This window comes from Roseibium sediminicola, assembly GCF_023156505.1.
Classification (GTDB): Bacteria; Pseudomonadota; Alphaproteobacteria; order Rhizobiales; family Stappiaceae; genus Roseibium; species Roseibium sediminicola.
Genome location: NZ_JALNMJ010000045.1, coordinates 1 through 16,369 on the forward strand (window position 1 = coordinate 1; position 16,369 = coordinate 16,369).

Sequence of the window (16,369 nt, forward strand, 5' to 3'; positions counted from 1 at the left end):
CCTAGGACGAAAAAACTATCTCTTCATGGGCTCAGAAGGCGGCGGCAAATCCGCGGCTATCGCCTATACCCTGATCGAAACCGCAAAACTCAACAACATTGACCCGCAAGCCTGGCTGACCTGGGTCCTCGCACAAATCGCTGACCACAAGATCAACCGCATCAACGACCTCATGCCATGGTGTTACGCTGCAAAGGCAGCGTAACAGAGCGCGAGGCAGCCATGAAGACCGGCTTCACCCCACGGACACGTAGTTTCAGCTTGACGGCGTGAAGTTCCATGGCATGAGCTCGTCGATCCGGCTTTTCGGATGGCCGGTGGCGATGGCTTCGAGGGTGGCCTTTAGATAGGCGAAGGGCTCGACATTGTTGATTTTCGCGGTCTCGATGAGGGATGCGATGCGGCCCCAGGAACGGCCACCCTCGTCATGCCCGGCGAACAAGGCGTTTTTCCTATTTAATGCAATTGGCCGGATCAGATTCTCGACACTGTTGCTATCGATCTCAACACGGCCATCGTGAAGGAAGGTCTGCAAACCGTCCCAGTGGCGATGGATATAGGCAAGCTTCTCGCCGAGGCGGGACTTGGCAGATACCCGGCGGCGTTGCTCTTGCAGCCATTCCCCGAAGGCGCCGACCAGAGGCGCGGTGCGGGCCTGCCGGGCCGAGTGCCGCTGCCCTGGCGCCGTGCCGCGGATATCGGCCTCGACCCTGTAGAACTCAGCGATCCGGCGCAGGCCCTCGGCGGCGATTTCGGAGCCGTCGCGGTCGAAGACCTCCTTCAGTTTCCGCCGTGCGTGGGCCCAGCAATGGGCCACGCGGATCGGATCGCCGCCCTTGCGGGACGAGCGCGTCAGGCAGTTGTAGCCCTGGTAACCGTCGAGTTGCAGGACCCCGTCAAAGCCACGAAGGATTTTCTCCGCGTTCTCTCCGCGGCGGTCAGGCGCATAGAAGAAGACCACGCCGGGTGGATCGTCCCCACCCCAGGCGCGGTCGTCTCGGACCAAGGCCCATAGATATCCGGTCTTCGTCTTGCCCCGGCCCGGATCCAACACCGGCGCCGTGGTCTCGTCCATGAACAGCTTGGTCGACACCTTCAGGTGTTCGGCCAGCCGGTCGACCACCGGGGCGAGGTGGAACGCAGCGGTACCGACCCAATCAGCCAGCGTGCTCCGATGGATATCGACGCCCGACCGGGCAAGGATCTGGTTCTGCCGGTGCAGGGGCAAATGGTCCGCGTACTTGGCAACCAAAACATGCGCGATGGTCCCTTCCGTCGGCAGGCCACCCTCGATGAGGTGAGCCGGTGCCGGCATCTGGGTGACGCCGTCGGTACAGGCGCGGCAGCCGTATTTGGGGCGGACGGTGACGATCACGCGCAGCTGTGCGGGCACGATGTCCAGCCGCTCCGTGCGATCATCGCCGATCTTGTACATCACTCCGCAACCGCAGGGACAGTGCAAGTTGTCGGGTTCGATCACACGCTCGATGCGCGGAAGGTCCTTCGGCAGGTTGCCCCGATTGCGACGCGCCGGACGGCGGGTTTTGCCTTCAGCGGACAGCTGCGTGTCCTGGCTTTCCTCAACTTCGGCGATGGCAGTCTCGAGGTCTTCGAAAGCCAGTTGCCGTTCGTCTTCGCTGAGCTTCTCCGACCTTTTGCCGTGAACCGCGTGGTTCAACTCGGCGACCAGGTGCTCCAGGCGTCTGTTGATCTCCTTGAGCGCATCCCTTTCGCGCAAGAGCGCGGCGACAGCATCACGCTGGTCGGCCGGGATCGCGGAAAGATCGATGGCAACAGTAGAAGGCATGGGCTGAGAATGGCCTGGGACCGCTCCGGATGCCCGCCATTTCCGGCACCTGATTCATTCTGCCGCAGCTGGAGAACGAGCCTTCAATGCCTTCACCTTGCGCCAGTCCAGGCCCGAGAACAGTGCCTCGAACTGAGCATGGTTCAGCGACATCATACCATCCCGAACGGCGGGCCAGGTGAAGGTCGTATCTTCCAGCCGCTTGTAAGCCATGACCAGGCCGGTGCCGTCAAAATACAGGAGCTTCAAGCGGTCGGCTCGCCTGGACCGGAACACAAAAACCGTGCCGGTGAATGGGTCCTTGCGCAAAACGGACTGGACCAGGGCGCTTAGCCCATCATGTCCTTTTCTGAAGTCGACTGGCTTTGTCGCCACCAGGATACGCACCCGGTTCGAGGGGAAAATCATGATCCACGCCCAAGGGCGCACACGATATCGGCAATCCTATCCGGGCTCACGGAAGCGTCCAGCCGGATTGTGGTTCCGCCGTGAATGATCTCCACCGCGGCCAGCGGCTTCGCATCCTCTTCAAAGGACACAGGGGGCGGTTCCAGAACGGCCGGTATAAACTCGGCTCCCGGAAGATCCGGCACCACAAGTTTGCCCTCCCGCGCCAAACGCCGCCATGCCGAGAGATGGTTGGGCTTCATGCCGACGCGCAGGGCGACCTCGTTCACTGTCACCCCGGGAAGATAGGTCTCCGCGACAAGCTGACCCTTCACTTCATTGGGCCAACGGCGCATTCCCGTGCTGCGCGGTAAAATCTCATAACCGCATACGGACTCCATATGGAGCTCTCTGTGGACTCCCAAACCTGCCTCCATTCCCAAATCGACAATGGGTATGGATTCCAGCATCACGACGGGAGCGAACAGGTGGGGTCCAGCCGCCGCTTACATTTAATAAGCTCCGGTAGTTGAGACATTTCACTGAAGACAATGGCCGTATCATCAGACTTTTCGGTGGAATGCGGGGCGTAGTGCAGTGCGGCCATTCCGGCTGCGTTTGCGGCTTGAACTCCTACGGTGCTGTCTTCAACAACAATGCAGGTGTTTGGTGGATACCCCATAGTTCGGGCGGCGTGTAGAAAGAGACCCGGTTCGGGTTTCCAACTGCCGACCTCTTACGAACTGTAAAGGTTGGAGCCAAAGTAAGCCGCCAAACCGCTTATCTTTAAAGCCTGGGCGATTTTTTGAGGAGGCCCACTTGAAGCAATGCACTTGGGCCGATCCAAACTCTCCAACATCGCAACAACGCCGGGCATCGGTTCGAGGCTTTGAGTAAAAAGCTCCGAGACACGTTCGCGATAGGTCGTTTCAAATGTGTCTGGCAGTTTCCTGCCAATTCGCTCTTCAAGATCAGACAGGATAACCGAGAGCTTCTTCCCGCGATAACGGCGTACCAGTAGCTCAACGGGCTCGTTTATTTCAGGCAGAAGATCAACGAAGGCTTGATTGCAGAGGGTTTCGCTATCGACGAGCGTTCCGTCTAAATCAAAAATGACGCAAGTCTCTGCCATCTGACGAATATCAGCCCGCTTCCTATGCTCAGTCTGTGGTCTTAATATCGCCTTTGCCGATAAAGTTCCACGGCAGGAGTTCATCGATCCGGCTTTGTCTGTGGCCGTTTACGATCGCGGTCAGAGTGGCTGTCAGATAGGCTTGGGGGTCGACTGCATTGATCTTGCAGGTCTCGATGAGTGAGGCGATTGCCGCCCAGTTTTCGGCTCCGGCCTCATTGAGCTACCTCCCGAAATTCGGACACTGACGTAAGCTACGATTTGTTGTCTGCTGATCTTCGAGAATAAGGAGATCAGAGATGTCGAAACGCAAGCAGCACGCGCCGGAATTCAAGGCGAAGGTCGCCCTGGAAGCCCTGAAGGGCGAGGAGACGGTCTCGGAGCTGGCGAGCCGGTTCGGGGTTCATCCGACCATGATCCATCAATGGAAGCGTGCCCTGCTGGAAGGAGCTTCGGACGTTTTTGAACTTGGCGGCAAACGAAAGCCAGAGATTGACGAAGACCAGGTGAAAGAGCTCCACGCCAAGATCGGGGAGCTGGCGGTCGCCAACGATTTTTTTGTCCAGAAAGCTCAAGCCTTGGGGCGTGAAGTGAGGCGCGGCATGATCGAGCCGAGGCATCCAGACTTATCGGTCGGCAAGCAGTGTTCGCTGCTGTCGATCTCGCGCTCGTCTTTCTATTACGCGCCGAAGGGCGAGAGCGAGATGAACCTCACGCTGATGCGCCAGATCGACGAACAGTTCCCCCTTCTCGGCGTTGCCGCGCAACGCCTGTCAGGCGACGGGAGACGCCGTTCTTCGGGGTCCGGCAGATGACCTGGCACCTGAAGAACGAAGGTCATCCGGTGAACGAGAAGCGGATCCGGCGGCTGATGCGGCTCATGGGTCTGATGCCGATCTACCAGAAGCCCAATACAAGCAGGCCGGCCAAGGGACACAAGATCTGGCCATATCTGCTCAAGGGCTTGAGGGTGGAACGGCCGAACCAGGTCTGGGCGTCCGACATCACGTATTGTGCGCCTCGTCCCGGATGGTCCGGGGTGCATATGTCTGGAATGCATTGAGAAAGGAGGAATGGAAGATTGCCTTGTCCCCTGCTGCAAGGGGGCATGAGCCCAAGCGGCGGTGACCTGCTGTCAACTGGCAGGGTGACGTAGCCCGCAGGTAAAGGGGATTGAGGCGAAGCCGTTACGCCGAGATGGTTCCCGAGGCTGAAGTATTGGAAGGTTGAGGAACACGAACCGGTTCACCCGCATCTGAGGGCTGGAATGTCGCCTTCGCCTACAAGGCTTAATAGGCGGAATGCTGATGATGACGCTGGACAGGTATGACGGCGTGCATCCGAACGTGAGCTGAGACGTAGGAAGCTCGCGAGGCGTCATGGGGAGAACGCAGCCAGACCATGGCATCGGCATCGACTTGCGGAACGCAAGGGAAAAGACTGCGACCGGCAACCTCACCAATACGAAACGTCCAGCATATGAACGAGGGAAGGCATGATGGAATGCCCACGATGTTCTGCGTCGCAAGGGAGTTGACCCTGATGTCCATCATGCTGGCGGAGTTCCCGTAGTAGTCCGCGGCGGGGAAAGCCTGTCACATGGCGAAGGGGAACAGTTCAATCTGCTTGGAGTGCAAACTACCTGACCGAACGAGGTGAAGACCTTTGATAATCAGCGAAATGCAGCACAAGCTCGCAACATGGGCCGAGGCCGATCCGAACCGCCGGTTCGATCGTCTCCTTCGGCTCATTGCCGATCGGGAATGGCTTGCCGAAGCGGCCCGGATCGTTCTGGCGTCAAGCGGCGCACGGACCCCGGGCATAGACGGAATAGACAAGCAACGGATGCAGGCCGGGTTGGACCACCATCTGGCCGGCCTGCGGACCGACCTGTTGAAGGGCACCTATCGCCCGACGCCGGTCAAGCGGATCTATATCCCGAAAGCTAATGGCAAGCTACGACCGCTGGGTATACCGACCCTGACAGACCGCATCGTCCAGCGCGCCATGCTGATGGCGATGGAGCCGATCTGGGAGAGCGACTTCCATCGCCTCTCCTATGGCTTCCGGCCGGAACGCAGCGTGCATCATGCTGTCCGCACCGTGAAGATCCAGCTTCAAGATGGCGGTGGCACGAAGGGCCGCTGGATCATCGAAGGTGATCTGGCAAGCTACTTCGACACGGTTCATCACCGGCTGCTTCTTAAATGCGTACGGCGGCGGGTGCGGGACGGACGGTTTGTCGATCTCCTCTGGCGTATTCTCAAGGCAGGTCACATTGATTGTGGCCTGTTCAGGGCTGCCAGCGAAGGTGTTCCGCAAGGTGGCGTCCTGTCACCGCTCCTGTCCAACATCATGCTCCATGAGTTCGATGTCTGGCTGGAGGCGAAATATCTGAACCGGAAAGCCCGCAAGGATCGTTGGGCATGGAACTTCGGTATTCAGCAGGAACGCCCTATTGCGGTTCGGGAGAATCGGCAATGGAAACCTGCGATTGCCTATTGTCGCTATGCCGATGACTTCGTCGTCATCGTCAAGGGGAAGAAGGCCCATGCTATGGAGATCCGTGAAGAATGCCGGGCCTTTCTGGAAGACCGCCTGAAGTTGACGCTGAATATGGAGAAAACCCATATCACCCACGTCGATGACGGCTTCGTCTTTCTGGGGCACCGGATCATTCGCAAGCGAGGGTCGAACAGCCGTATGTCCGTCGTCACAACAATACCCAGGGAAAAGGCCAAGGCGTTTGTCCGCAAACTGACCGAGACCCTTTCTGGCAATCATAGCGTCAGTGCGGTCGATATGATCGCCAGCCTGAACCGCCAGTTGGCGGGATGGGCGGCGTTCTACAAGTTCACCGACTTCAGGGCGTATGTTTTCCGGCGCATCGACCATGTCGTATTCTGGAAAATGGCGCACTGGCTGGGGCATAAATACCGATGCCGTATCAAACCCTTGATGCGGAAGTGGTTCAGGCCCCCGGAACCGGGCAAGGCGAAGACCTGGCTCGTTTACGGTCGCAATGAACGTGGCGAGGCCATCGGAAAAGACCTGCAACGGCTTGTCTCAAGCCCGAAGGCACAATTCCGGTGGCGCAATCCGGAGGTCAATCCATACATCCTCCGGAATGAAAATCGCAGCACCGTCACCTCTCGCTATCATGATGTTGCCATGGCCATGGGCCAAGTTTGAATGGAGAGCCGTATGCGCTGAAAGGTGCACGTGCGGTTCGGGGAGGAGAAGCGCAACTGCGCTTCTTACTCCACTGCCGATGCGCCGCGGGTTCCTCTACCTGGTCGCGATCATGGACTGGTTCACCCGCAAGGTCCTAGCCTGGCGCATCTCCAATACGCTGGACGCCGACTTCTGCGTCGAGGCGTTGAATGAAGCGATCCACAAATTCAGCGCGCCGGAAATCATGAATACGGACCAGGGATCACAGTTCACCTCGTTTGCATGGACGGACCGGCTACGGCGGATGGGCGTGCGCATCTCGATGGACGGCAAGGGACGGTTCCTCGACAATATCTTCGTCGAGCGGCTGTGGCGCACGCTCAAATACGAGTGTGTTTATCTGCACGCCTGGGAAACCGGCTCACAGACCCGGGACGGTGTCCGAAAATGGATGGGTTTTTACAACCGGAAGCGTCCGCACTCCGCCCTTGGCGGCAAACCGCCTGCCGTGGTCTACTGGCAGCGCATTGAACAAAACCAACCCGACCAGCAGGTGCAGAGAGTAGCTTAATTTACGCCGAAACCTGTCCAATTAATCGGGAGTAGCTCACATGGCCCGCAAAGAGAGCGTTTTTCCTGTTGAGTGCGATGGGTCTGATGGTGCGTTTAGATCTCAATTGAGATAGGCTCTAGCCCCACAAAAGTTTCAAATGCGTCATCGGCATATTGAGCTAGACAAGGAATGTAATGGATCGTTTACTAATGACCCGTTGGGACAAAATTGAGGCATATGATAAGGAATGGTCGAAGCGTTCTCAGAAGATGCTTGAGATGTTCGATGAAACGGTCCCAGACGCATCGGGCGCTTCCTTTTCCGAATATGGCTGCGGGCCCTACATGCCGTTCCGATCTGCCGTGTCTGCGTCAGGTCCCCGTAAAACGAGGATTTTTGACCGCATGAGTTGGGCCGGGGATTGTGAAATTGTAGATTTCAACACCGGTGTCATTGACAAGATGACAAACACGGACGTTGGTGTTCTGAGTGGAGTTCTGGAATATCTTGACGATGTGCCTGGTACCCTTGCACTTCTAAGGCAACATCACCGTTTTGCGCTTATAAGCTATGCCGTATGGGAAGTGACGACCGTCTCAGCCAGCATCGTGGCCTTGAATCAACGATGCAATCAGGGCGGTTGGCGCAATCACTATACCCTTCATCAAATTGTTACCCATGCCCAGGAATTTGGCGTCATACTTCGTGCGGGGGAGAGTCTAGGCCAAATTGTTTTGCTCCTTGCGAAAGATTTGCCCACTAAGTAATCATATCAGACGAGTCTCGCGGACGCTGTGGGGAACAATTCAATTGCATTATAACGTTGGATAAGCATCCCAAAATGCCTTCTGGAGTGCTTCCCGTGATGATTTCGGGACGCAAACGATAACATCGTCCACTACTATTATATAACGTGGTTCGGGGCCTTGATTGAGAGCTGATAGGACCGTGCTTATGTCTGGCCAATAGCGCCAATCAAATGGCGGGGGCGGCGGTTTAAGAAAACCTCGTGCGTCATCAATAAAAATATAGGCTGCCACGGCCGATGCATTTATCGCTTCAATTTCTCCTATCAACGGGCAATCATTGCCGGAGCCGAAATAGCCACCGCCCTTATGAGCGTCCAACCAAAAACAGAGTTTTTCTTCTTTCGTATCCTTTAAAATCCGCGGAAGCACCACTCGAGAGCAGCCTTCGAGAAATTCAATGTTGTCGACGTGAGCCAGTTCGGTTCTTGTCGTCTTAATTGTTTCCGGATCAATTTCTAGGGTAATAACGTTCGAGAAATGCTCTGCTGCCCAGACGCTTGTTACACCCTTGTAGGTTCCGGTTTCCACGAAGGTTTTGATGCCCTCGCGTTTAGCGATCGCGCGAACTACTTCCGAAAGTTTTTTTTCTGATAAACTGCCCATAAAGTCCTCTTCATGTAATTACACTTCTTATAGTTGCTCGTTTCGACGCATCAGAGGAGAGTAGTTTTCTTTAACAGCTGAGCCAAACCTTCGCGCAAGCTGACTTGCGGCTCCCAGCCGAGCACGTTTTTGGCACGTGAGATATCTAACCTTGCGAAATTGGGTTCGTTTTGAAGTGGTTCACAATGTTCAACATTCACGGTGCGCCCTGTAAGTTCCTCCAAAAGTGCGATAAGCTGAGCAATAGAAGTGCCCTTCCCAGTGGCGATATTCACGATTCCAGCGCCACCTGTTTTAATTGTTGCATCTATTGCCCGCAGGATATCAAGTACATTCACGTAATCCCGCTTGGCATGTGCTGAGCCAAAGATCTTAAATACCTCACCGTCTTCAAGCGATTTCACAAGAGTTGGTATGACGCCGAAGCCGGGTTTATTAGTTTGACCAATTCCGTAAGCGTTTGAGACGCGTAGGATAGAGGTGGTGAGGGTAGTTTCGGCTGCGCAAAGTAGGGCTGATTCAATTATCAATTTTTCCAACCCGTATTCCGTTTGAGGTATGCATCGAGCCGTTTCACTTAAGAGAACCGAATCGTCGTTTCCGTAGATAGCGCCTCCCGACGAAAGGAAAATGTAATGTGCTTTGCTTCCGACATTCAACAAGCCGTCGATTATTCGTAAGTGAGGGCTCACTCGCGAAAGGACGTCGCGTTGGCTGATGGCTCGCCCCCTGCCACTTGAGGCGAGATCAATGATAACGTCTGCATCACTGATCCAGTCAATGCTTACAGTTTCCAGATTCTCGAATTGCCTTGGTGCTGGTAGATTGGGGATATCCGGCAAAGGAGTTGTCGGCCGTTTCGTCCATAAGACTTTTAGGTTTGGCTGGGCCGTCAAATTTCTTAGGAGGTGTGTTCCAATAAAACCTGTCCCGCCAAAAATCACTACTTTTTTCTGACAAATATTCATCAGAAGGAGCAATGCATAGAATTGTGATTCAATTTAAATAGATATTTAAATATATTGTCCATCTGAAAAACGCTCCTCATTAAAGCTGGATTTTCCTGAATGTGAACTGCCCCTGCTTTGCAGGACGCAACTAATAATAGGTTACTACTGCCATAGCGTTGATATGCAATGCAATGTAGAAATTTGTGTTACCTTCCTTACGTAGGATGTGGCGGATGGGTTCCTGGAGCCAGCACTCGTAAAAGCAGTCGCCTCATTTCTGAGTTTCGTACTTAGTCGGATTTGGCTGAACGCCAATCGTAGTTTTGTGCAAGTTTGGATAGGTGCTTAACACAATTTAGTTCATTCGAAGTGTAACATGCCTAATATAGCAAATTACCTATCCCTAATACGTTCTTAGTTGCAAATGGTTTTCCATCTGATAAAAAGACCCCATTCTAAATTTAAGAGGATTCAAATGAAGGGTATTGTTCTGGCAGGTGGCAGCGGGTCAAGACTTTATCCGCTGACGACAGCCGTTTCAAAGCAAATGCTACCGGTTTACGATAAGCCTATGATCTATTTTCCTTTGAGCATTCTGATGCTAGCAGGAATTAGAGACATTTTGATCATCTCAACACCCCGCGACTTACCTCGGTTTCAAGAACTGTTGGGTGGAGGTGAAGGGTACGGAATCCACCTCTCATATGCTGAACAGCCTTATCCCAACGGTTTAGCGGAAGCCTTAATAATCGGAGCTAATTTTATAAATGGAGACGCCTGTGCACTTGTGCTCGGTGACAATATATTTTTCGGCGCTGGATTGCCCCATGTTTGCAATGCCGCTGCCAGTCGTAAGACGGGGGCAACCGTGTTTACCCACCAGGTGGCGGATCCTGAGCGCTACGGTGTAGTGAGCTTTGATCCCGACACCAAAAAAGCGATCACGATTGAAGAAAAGCCTACCCAGCCGAAATCAAATTGGGCGGTCACGGGGCTTTATTTCTACGACAAAAATGTCGTTGATATCGCAGCGAATGTGAAGCCCTCGGCACGAGGCGAATTGGAAATCACCGACGTTAACAAAGTCTATCTTGAACAGGGAGACCTTAATGTGGTCACGTTCGGACGTGGTTATGCGTGGTTAGATATGGGCACGGTTGACTCAATGCATGAGGCGTCTTCCTTTGTAAGGACCATTCAGCATCGTCAGGGAATACAAATTGCCTGTCTTGAGGAAATTGCACTTCAAAACGCCTGGATCAGCGCCGAGCAGATGTTAACCCAGGGACAGCAGCTCTCGAAAACTGCCTATGGGCAATATCTCATCAAGCGAGCAAGAGAACTCTCCCAATAGCTGAATTTAGCTTAATAGGGCTTGAATACACTTAGAAATCATATCGAATAAGCATGGCGTTTAATGTCAATTTTTCTGGAAGCTTCCAATAAGTGGGCGTTGGAAACTGACGAGTTTTAAAATCGACTTTGAATATGATGATCACTTTTTTTGCCGCCAAAGCCGTGAGTTGTGGCCTACACTTCAAAACCGAGCTTTGCGTGCAAGGCGAGGTTAAGAGTGCAACACGCAGGTTTGGTTGGAAAATGCTGGTTGATGGTAGCAAAGGAATAACAAATGATAATAAATTGGGTCGGCATCGTAGCTGCCGATTATTACTGGTCTGACTGATTTGATGATCTTGGTTCCTATAAAATCGCGGCTTAACGTAGGTGCAATTAAATTGTCTTAAAAGAGCTTGAACACGCATCTATTATCTGAGATCGAAGCCAGCTATACTTGCGGAGGAATTTAGTGCGCTTTCTTGTTACTGGTGGAGCCGGGTTTATCGGTTCTGCAGTCTGTCGACATCTTGCTGTCAATCCTGAGCATTTCGTCCTAAATGTCGACAAGCTCACATATGCGGGAAATTTAGCCTCGCTGAAATCGATTCAGGATTTTCCGAACTACTGCTTTGTTAAAGCCGATATCCGCGATGGTGAGCGCATAAGTGCGCTCTTGCGCAGGTATGATATAAATATTGTCATGCATTTGGCTGCCGAAAGCCACGTTGACCGCTCAATTGACGGGCCGGAGGCCTTCATTGAAACCAATATTGTCGGCACATTTCGGCTGCTAAAGGCAGCGCGGGGCTATTTTGAGAGTTTGTCTGGCGGACAACGAGAGCACTTCCGCTTCCACCATATTTCGACCGATGAGGTTTATGGAGATCTGCCGTTTGATTCCGGCATGTTTACCGAAGATTCTCCTTATACACCTTCTTCGCCCTATTCGGCTTCGAAGGCGGCATCCGACCATTTAGTTCGAGCATGGGGCGAAACCTATGGCCTGCCGGTTGTCCTCTCCAACTGTTCCAACAATTACGGCCCCTTCCATTTTCCTGAAAAATTGATCCCACTTGTGACGTTAAATGGGCTCGCGGAGTTATCCTTACCCGTCTACGGTAAGGGAGAAAATGTTCGTGATTGGCTTTTCGTTGAAGATCATGCCGCGGCACTCGAAAAAGTCGCAATGGGAGGTAAAATTGGGGAAAGTTATAATATCGGTGGTAATGAGGAACGACAGAATATCCAGGTTGTCAAAACCATCTGTGCGCTTCTCGATGAAAAACACCCACGAGCAAACGGCGAGTCTTACTCTGAACTAATCGAAATGGTGAGCGACCGCCCTGGCCACGACCGTCGCTATGCAATCGATGCATCCAAAATCAAGCGAGACCTTGGTTGGGAACCCTCCATCAACTTCGAAGACGGGCTATCGAAGACGATTGACTGGTACCTTCAAAACGAATGGTGGTGGGGGCCAATCCGTGAGAGGTCCGGCTATGAACGATTAGGCGTTTTGAAGGGGAAAAACCAGGGAACTTGCGGTTAGTTGAGTCACTCGTGCCTTGCTCGGAATTATTCATCCACGACCTAGCTGATACAAAATCGCATCTGCCCAGGTTTTGACTTGACGTGCGAACACCATAGCGTCGGCAGTGTCCTTTCCTTTGGCGGCGACTTGTTCAGGCTAATCGGCAAACCTTCGCCTCGCAGCGAGGGGCACCATCGTGGCGAGTTCCGGCGTGTCTGCGAAGGGAGTGAGATCGATATACGGGGCGAACCAGCCTTGATCGACCAGTATGACCGCCTCGGCAAATGCCGGAGGACGCCAATAGAGTGTCGCATCAATGATCCCAGGCGCTACGTCTGGGGCGAAGACCACGTTGCCGGTCAGGTCGCCGTGTAAACGTTGTACAGCAAGTTCAGGAACCGGCTCGGCGAAGACGGGGGCGAGCATTGCCATGTACTCTGCGGGATAATCCGGCATCGCCTCTCCCCAGGCAACGCGATCCGCGCGTGCCCACGGATCATCGCGCTCCTGAAACACTGGATCGTATAGCATATGAGCCAATAGATCGTGATATGTACGGGCAGCTAGCAGTATCTCGCCCGCCCTTTCCGGCGCTGGCTCTCCCTCGATCCAATGCCAAGCGACCCAGCCGTCAATTTTCCACCCGCCGAGCGGTGCTGGTGTTGGCACCGGCGGCTGGATACGGCTCTCTAATACTTCGGGTAACCCAATATGGGTTTCTGCAAGACATCGCGCCTGCGCGGCATTTGGACTTGGATTCAGAACGATATTGCCTGCGCGCCATGCCACGCCTATGCCACCCGCGAGAGGATAGGCGGATAGTCCACCCGCAAATCCTGTGACCTGAGACCCTGAATCTCCTCCAGTTTTGTGTAGAGTCCGTTTCAAGCAGGAGACGGACGGAATGAAGCGTTCACGGTTCACAGAAGAAGTGAGCGTCCGTTGTCGCCGACCTGCTGTTTTTCGATTTGGTGCGCTAAGTGTCCGCTAATGTAAATGGACACTTATGGGCCTTTAATGAGTAAGCGAACGAAGCGGCGGAACTGGTCTGATGAGGAGAAGCGGGAGATCTGCGCACAAGCGGTTGTTCCCGGTGCATCGGTGGCCCAAGTGGCGCGCCGGTATTCCGCGAATGCGAATCTGATCCACAACTGGCTGAAGGATAGACGGTTTGCCCCAGCTGCAACTGCGGCGGGCCAGGTGGAGGATTCGTCTTTTGTTGAACTGGAACTGCCCCCGGCAGCTTGTCCTGCGATGCCAGAGGTCGTTGTCCCGCCCTCGGGATGTGTGTGCGCGAGCCGGGTTGATATCACCCTTTCTGACGGCCGCCGGATCTTGATCGAAGGCCCAACGGGACTGGCTGCGGTCATGGGACTGGTGCGGGGCTTGATGGAATGATCCCGGTTCCCTCGAACACCCGGGTTTGGCTGGCGGCCGGTGTGACGGACATGCGCCGTGGGTTCACCTCCCTAGCTGCGAAAGCCGAACAGGTTCTGGCAGAAGATCCCTACTCGGGGCACTTGTTCGTGTTCCGAGGTCGGCGGGGAGACCTCTTGAAGATCATCTGGTGGGACAGCCAGGGGGCTTGCCTGTTTTCCAAACGGCTGGAGAAAGGCCGGTTTGTCTGGCCTGGAGCGAAGGCTGGCAAGGTCAGTGTCACGGCGGCCTAGCTGTCGATGCTGCTTGAGGGGATCGACTGGCGTATGCCGGCCCGCACCTGGACACCGCTAACGAGCGGATAGCGACATAAATACAGAGACTTAATCCGCTTTTTCCTTTCTGCTTCCGGCTGCGTCCGGTATAAACACAGCCATGCTGAAGGACCTGGACATCACGCCTGACGATCCGGCTGAACTGAAAGCCGTGAACCGGCTTCTGGCTGACGAAGTCAAGGCGCTCAGCCTGAAGGTTGAACAGCTTCAGCATCAGCTTCATGGGGCCAACCGGAACCGGTTCGGCTCCAAATCGGAAAGCCTCGATCAGCTTAAGCTGAGCCTTGCCGAGGAAGAAGCCATTGGCGCTGCTGCCAATCAGCAAAACATTCCAGAACCCGCCTCGTTGGGTGATCCTTGTCGGCAGGCCAAACGCCAGCACAGCCGCAAGCCGCTGCCGGACCATCTTGAGCGCAAGGACACAGTCCTGATGCTGGGTGAAGCCTGCCTTCGCTGCGGCGGCAAGTTCAAGACACTGGGCGAAGATGTCACCGAAGCGCTGGAATATGTGCCAGGCCGGTTTGTCGTGAACCGTATTGTCAGGCCGCGCTTGTCCTGTTCTTGCTGCGAAAAGATTGTTCAAGCACCTTTGCCATCGCGCCCGATTGAGCGTGGACGGCCAGGTGCGGGACTTTTGGCGCATGTTTTGGTTTCCAAATATGCGGACCACCTGCCGCTCTATCGCCAGTCTCAGATCTTTGGCCGGGAAGGTATCGATCTGGACCGCTCCACCCTGGCTGATTGGGTGGGGCGCTCCACCGCCTTGCTTGAGCCGCTGTCCGATGCCATCGGACGAATGGTCCGGCAAGGCGAAGCGCTCTTTGCCGATGACACCCCGGTCAAGCTTCAGGCTCCGGGAGCGAAGAAAACCAAAACTGCCCGTATCTGGGCCTATGCCCGGGATGAGCGGTCATGGGCCGCGGCCTCTCCACCGCTGGCGTGGTACCGGTTCACGGTTGACCGCAAGGGCAAACATCCTGAGGGTCACCTGTCTGGCTACAAAGGCTGGATTCACGCTGATGGCTACGCCGGGTTCAATGGCCTGTTCGGAACAGACAAAGCCCGGGAGATGGCCTGCATGGCCCATATCCGGCGCAAGTTCGTCGATGTGCATGCCTCCCAAGGATCATCGATTGCCGGCGAGGCCATCCAGCGGATTGCCGGACTGTACGAAATCGAAAGAAGGCACGCGGCAAACCGCCGCCGGACCGCGCCGCCCTGCGGCAAGCACAAGCCAAACCTATCTTCGATGAGCTGGAAGACTGGCTCGGTACCCAATTGACGCGGATCTCAGGCAAGTCACCACTTGCTGCGGCGATCCGTTATGCGCTCAGCCACCTGCCGAAAGCCCGGCCATACCTCGGCAACGGGCACTTGGAACGTACCCCTCCGGTGAAGGCCGTCTTGCTGGCGTAGGCTGAAGACTGTCAGTCCTAGTGGTAGCACTAGGAGTAGTCATATGACCAAGCAGCATATCGAGGTGATCACGTCGGTGGAGCGACGCCGGCGATGGTCGCAGGAAGACAAGGAGCGGCTTGTCGCGGCCTGCCTCGAACCAGGCGCAAGCGTTTCTGAGGTTGCTAGGGCGGCGGGTTGCCACGTGAGCCAGCTTTTCCGTTGGCGCAAGCAGTTGTGCACGATCTCTGACGGCCGGACGGCTACGGATCACGGGGCATTCGCACCGACATCTTCACCTGAGTTTGTCCCGGTAACGATCTCCGATGCCGGGTCTTTACCGGTTCCTGGTCAATCGCCGGACCCCGCTCCGCCGCAACGTGCACGTCGCAAGCCGAGCATCGTGACGATCGAACTGGGCCGGGGTAAACGGGTTCGGGTCGACAGTGATATCGACACGGAAACTCTGGGACGCATTCTCGATCTCCTGGAGCGGCGATGATCCCGGTCCCGAGTGGTGTGAAGGTCTGGCTCGCGACCGGCCATACGGATATGCGCAGAGGCTTTCCCGGGCTGTCGCTGATGGTTCAGGAGACACTGAGGCAGGATCCTATGAGCGGCCATCTGTTTGTCTTCCGCGGCAGAAGCGGAGGTTTGATCAAGGTGATCTGGCACGATGGCCAGGGGGCTTGCCTGTTCACGAAGAAGCTGGAACGCGGACGGTTCATCTGGCCGTCGGCGGCGGACGGCACGGTGTCGATTACGCCCGCTCAGCTCGGATATCTGCTGGAAGGCATTGACTGGCGGATGCCGCAAAAAACCTGGCGGCCGAACTCTGCCGGATAGTGGATAGCACTGTAAGCGTTGGCAGCACCCCACGTTGCCCGTCTTGATCCGGGTTGCGACTTGATACGCATCTCAATGTTGGGAGTGCGTTTCGCAATGTGTGCTACAAATTCGTTTCTCAAATCCCTTGGT

At 55.1% G+C, this 16,369-nt stretch carries 19 protein-coding genes and 3 pseudogenes; 14 read left to right on the forward strand and 8 right to left on the reverse strand.

Annotated features, from left to right (window positions below; genetic code table 11):
• On the forward strand, positions 1–205 hold a 205-nt coding region (locus tag M0H32_RS28695; protein ID WP_248160133.1), incomplete at its 5' end, for a transposase domain-containing protein.
• Between the two features lie 51 nt (positions 206–256).
• Here M0H32_RS28695 and tnpC (M0H32_RS28700) read toward each other — a convergent pair.
• The 5 genes and pseudogenes from tnpC (M0H32_RS28700) to M0H32_RS28720 all read right to left on the reverse strand — a co-directional run.
• The gene (gene tnpC / locus M0H32_RS28700; RefSeq protein WP_248160134.1) at positions 257–1,807 is read right to left on the reverse strand and encodes an IS66 family transposase; all 1,551 of its coding nucleotides are present in this window, start codon (positions 1,805–1,807) and stop codon (positions 257–259) included.
• A gap of 54 nt (positions 1,808–1,861) precedes the next feature.
• Positions 1,862–2,215 (reverse strand): IS66 family insertion sequence element accessory protein TnpB, encoded by a 354-nt coding sequence (gene tnpB, locus M0H32_RS28705; RefSeq protein WP_248160135.1) that lies wholly within the window; start codon positions 2,213–2,215, stop codon positions 1,862–1,864.
• Positions 2,212–2,550 (reverse strand): transposase, encoded by a 339-nt coding sequence (locus M0H32_RS28710; protein WP_248160136.1) that lies wholly within the window; start codon positions 2,548–2,550, stop codon positions 2,212–2,214. The genes tnpB (M0H32_RS28705) and M0H32_RS28710 overlap by 4 nt, the downstream gene beginning before the upstream one ends.
• Before the next feature lie 113 nt (positions 2,551–2,663).
• Positions 2,664–3,410: pseudogene (locus M0H32_RS28715) on the reverse strand (HAD-IA family hydrolase).
• A pseudogene (locus M0H32_RS28720) lies at positions 3,355–3,546 on the reverse strand (transposase domain-containing protein); the annotation flags it as partial. The pseudogenes M0H32_RS28720 and M0H32_RS28715, both read right to left, overlap by 56 nt.
• Before the next feature lie 79 nt (positions 3,547–3,625).
• On the opposite strand from M0H32_RS28720, the gene M0H32_RS28725 reads away from it, so the two are divergent.
• From M0H32_RS28725 to M0H32_RS28745, 5 genes and pseudogenes are all read left to right on the forward strand, one after another.
• On the forward strand, positions 3,626–4,141 hold the full coding sequence (locus M0H32_RS28725) for a transposase (protein WP_248160137.1): 516 nt from the start codon (positions 3,626–3,628) through the stop codon (positions 4,139–4,141).
• The gene (locus tag M0H32_RS28730; RefSeq protein WP_248160138.1) at positions 4,138–4,389 is read left to right on the forward strand and encodes an IS3 family transposase; all 252 of its coding nucleotides are present in this window, start codon (positions 4,138–4,140) and stop codon (positions 4,387–4,389) included. Before M0H32_RS28725 ends, M0H32_RS28730 begins: the two co-directional genes overlap by 4 nt.
• A 617-nt stretch (positions 4,390–5,006) precedes the next feature.
• Positions 5,007–6,518: a group II intron reverse transcriptase/maturase gene (gene ltrA, locus M0H32_RS28735; protein WP_248160153.1), complete on the forward strand. Its 1,512-nt coding sequence runs from the start codon at positions 5,007–5,009 to the stop codon at positions 6,516–6,518.
• A gap of 64 nt (positions 6,519–6,582) precedes the next feature.
• Positions 6,583–7,071 (forward strand): annotated as a pseudogene (locus M0H32_RS28740) (IS3 family transposase); the annotation flags it as partial.
• A 191-nt stretch (positions 7,072–7,262) separates the two neighbouring features.
• Complete coding sequence (locus M0H32_RS28745; protein ID WP_248160139.1) at positions 7,263–7,820, forward strand: hypothetical protein; 558 nt, start codon at positions 7,263–7,265, stop codon at positions 7,818–7,820.
• 48 nt (positions 7,821–7,868) lie between these two features.
• Here M0H32_RS28745 and M0H32_RS28750 read toward each other — a convergent pair whose 3' ends face one another.
• Complete coding sequence (locus M0H32_RS28750) at positions 7,869–8,465, reverse strand: O-methyltransferase (protein ID WP_248160140.1); 597 nt, start codon at positions 8,463–8,465, stop codon at positions 7,869–7,871.
• Positions 8,466–8,515: 50 nt separating this feature from the next.
• Positions 8,516–9,433 (reverse strand): NAD-dependent epimerase/dehydratase family protein, encoded by a 918-nt coding sequence (locus M0H32_RS28755; protein ID WP_248160141.1) that lies wholly within the window; start codon positions 9,431–9,433, stop codon positions 8,516–8,518.
• A gap of 457 nt (positions 9,434–9,890) precedes the next feature.
• Here M0H32_RS28755 and rfbA point away from each other — a divergent pair, with 457 nt between their 5' ends.
• Together rfbA and rfbB are read left to right on the forward strand one after the other, a co-directional pair.
• The gene (gene rfbA / locus M0H32_RS28760) at positions 9,891–10,769 is read left to right on the forward strand and encodes a glucose-1-phosphate thymidylyltransferase RfbA (protein ID WP_248160142.1); all 879 of its coding nucleotides are present in this window, start codon (positions 9,891–9,893) and stop codon (positions 10,767–10,769) included.
• 453 nt (positions 10,770–11,222) lie between these two features.
• On the forward strand, positions 11,223–12,302 hold the full coding sequence (rfbB, locus tag M0H32_RS28765) for a dTDP-glucose 4,6-dehydratase (protein WP_248160143.1): 1,080 nt from the start codon (positions 11,223–11,225) through the stop codon (positions 12,300–12,302).
• Between the two features lie 138 nt (positions 12,303–12,440).
• On the opposite strand, the gene M0H32_RS28770 is transcribed toward rfbB, so the two are convergent.
• The gene (locus M0H32_RS28770) at positions 12,441–13,073 is read right to left on the reverse strand and encodes a hypothetical protein (RefSeq protein WP_248160145.1); all 633 of its coding nucleotides are present in this window, start codon (positions 13,071–13,073) and stop codon (positions 12,441–12,443) included.
• A 228-nt stretch (positions 13,074–13,301) separates the two neighbouring features.
• Here M0H32_RS28770 and tnpA (M0H32_RS28775) point away from each other — a divergent pair, with 228 nt between their 5' ends.
• The 6 genes from tnpA (M0H32_RS28775) to tnpB (M0H32_RS28795) all read left to right on the forward strand — a co-directional run bounded on the left by tnpA (M0H32_RS28775) (position 13,302) and on the right by tnpB (M0H32_RS28795) (position 16,237).
• On the forward strand, positions 13,302–13,682 hold the full coding sequence (gene tnpA / locus M0H32_RS28775) for an IS66-like element accessory protein TnpA (RefSeq protein WP_248160146.1): 381 nt from the start codon (positions 13,302–13,304) through the stop codon (positions 13,680–13,682).
• Complete coding sequence (tnpB, locus tag M0H32_RS28780; protein WP_425607375.1) at positions 13,679–13,954, forward strand: IS66 family insertion sequence element accessory protein TnpB; 276 nt, start codon at positions 13,679–13,681, stop codon at positions 13,952–13,954. The genes tnpA (M0H32_RS28775) and tnpB (M0H32_RS28780) overlap by 4 nt, the downstream gene beginning before the upstream one ends.
• Positions 13,955–14,096: 142 nt before the next feature.
• Positions 14,097–15,278, forward strand: coding sequence for an IS66 family transposase (gene tnpC / locus M0H32_RS28785; protein WP_248160148.1), 1,182 nt, complete (start codon positions 14,097–14,099; stop codon positions 15,276–15,278).
• A complete protein-coding gene (locus tag M0H32_RS29805; RefSeq protein WP_282449609.1) occupies positions 15,215–15,412 on the forward strand; it encodes an IS66 family transposase in 198 nt (65 codons plus the stop codon). The genes tnpC (M0H32_RS28785) and M0H32_RS29805 overlap by 64 nt, the downstream gene beginning before the upstream one ends.
• 43 nt (positions 15,413–15,455) lie before the next feature.
• A complete protein-coding gene (tnpA, locus tag M0H32_RS28790) occupies positions 15,456–15,893 on the forward strand; it encodes an IS66-like element accessory protein TnpA (protein ID WP_248160150.1) in 438 nt (145 codons plus the stop codon).
• On the forward strand, positions 15,890–16,237 hold the full coding sequence (tnpB, locus tag M0H32_RS28795) for an IS66 family insertion sequence element accessory protein TnpB (RefSeq protein WP_248160152.1): 348 nt from the start codon (positions 15,890–15,892) through the stop codon (positions 16,235–16,237). Before tnpA (M0H32_RS28790) ends, tnpB (M0H32_RS28795) begins: the two co-directional genes overlap by 4 nt.
• The last annotated feature ends 132 nt before the right edge of the window (positions 16,238–16,369 follow it).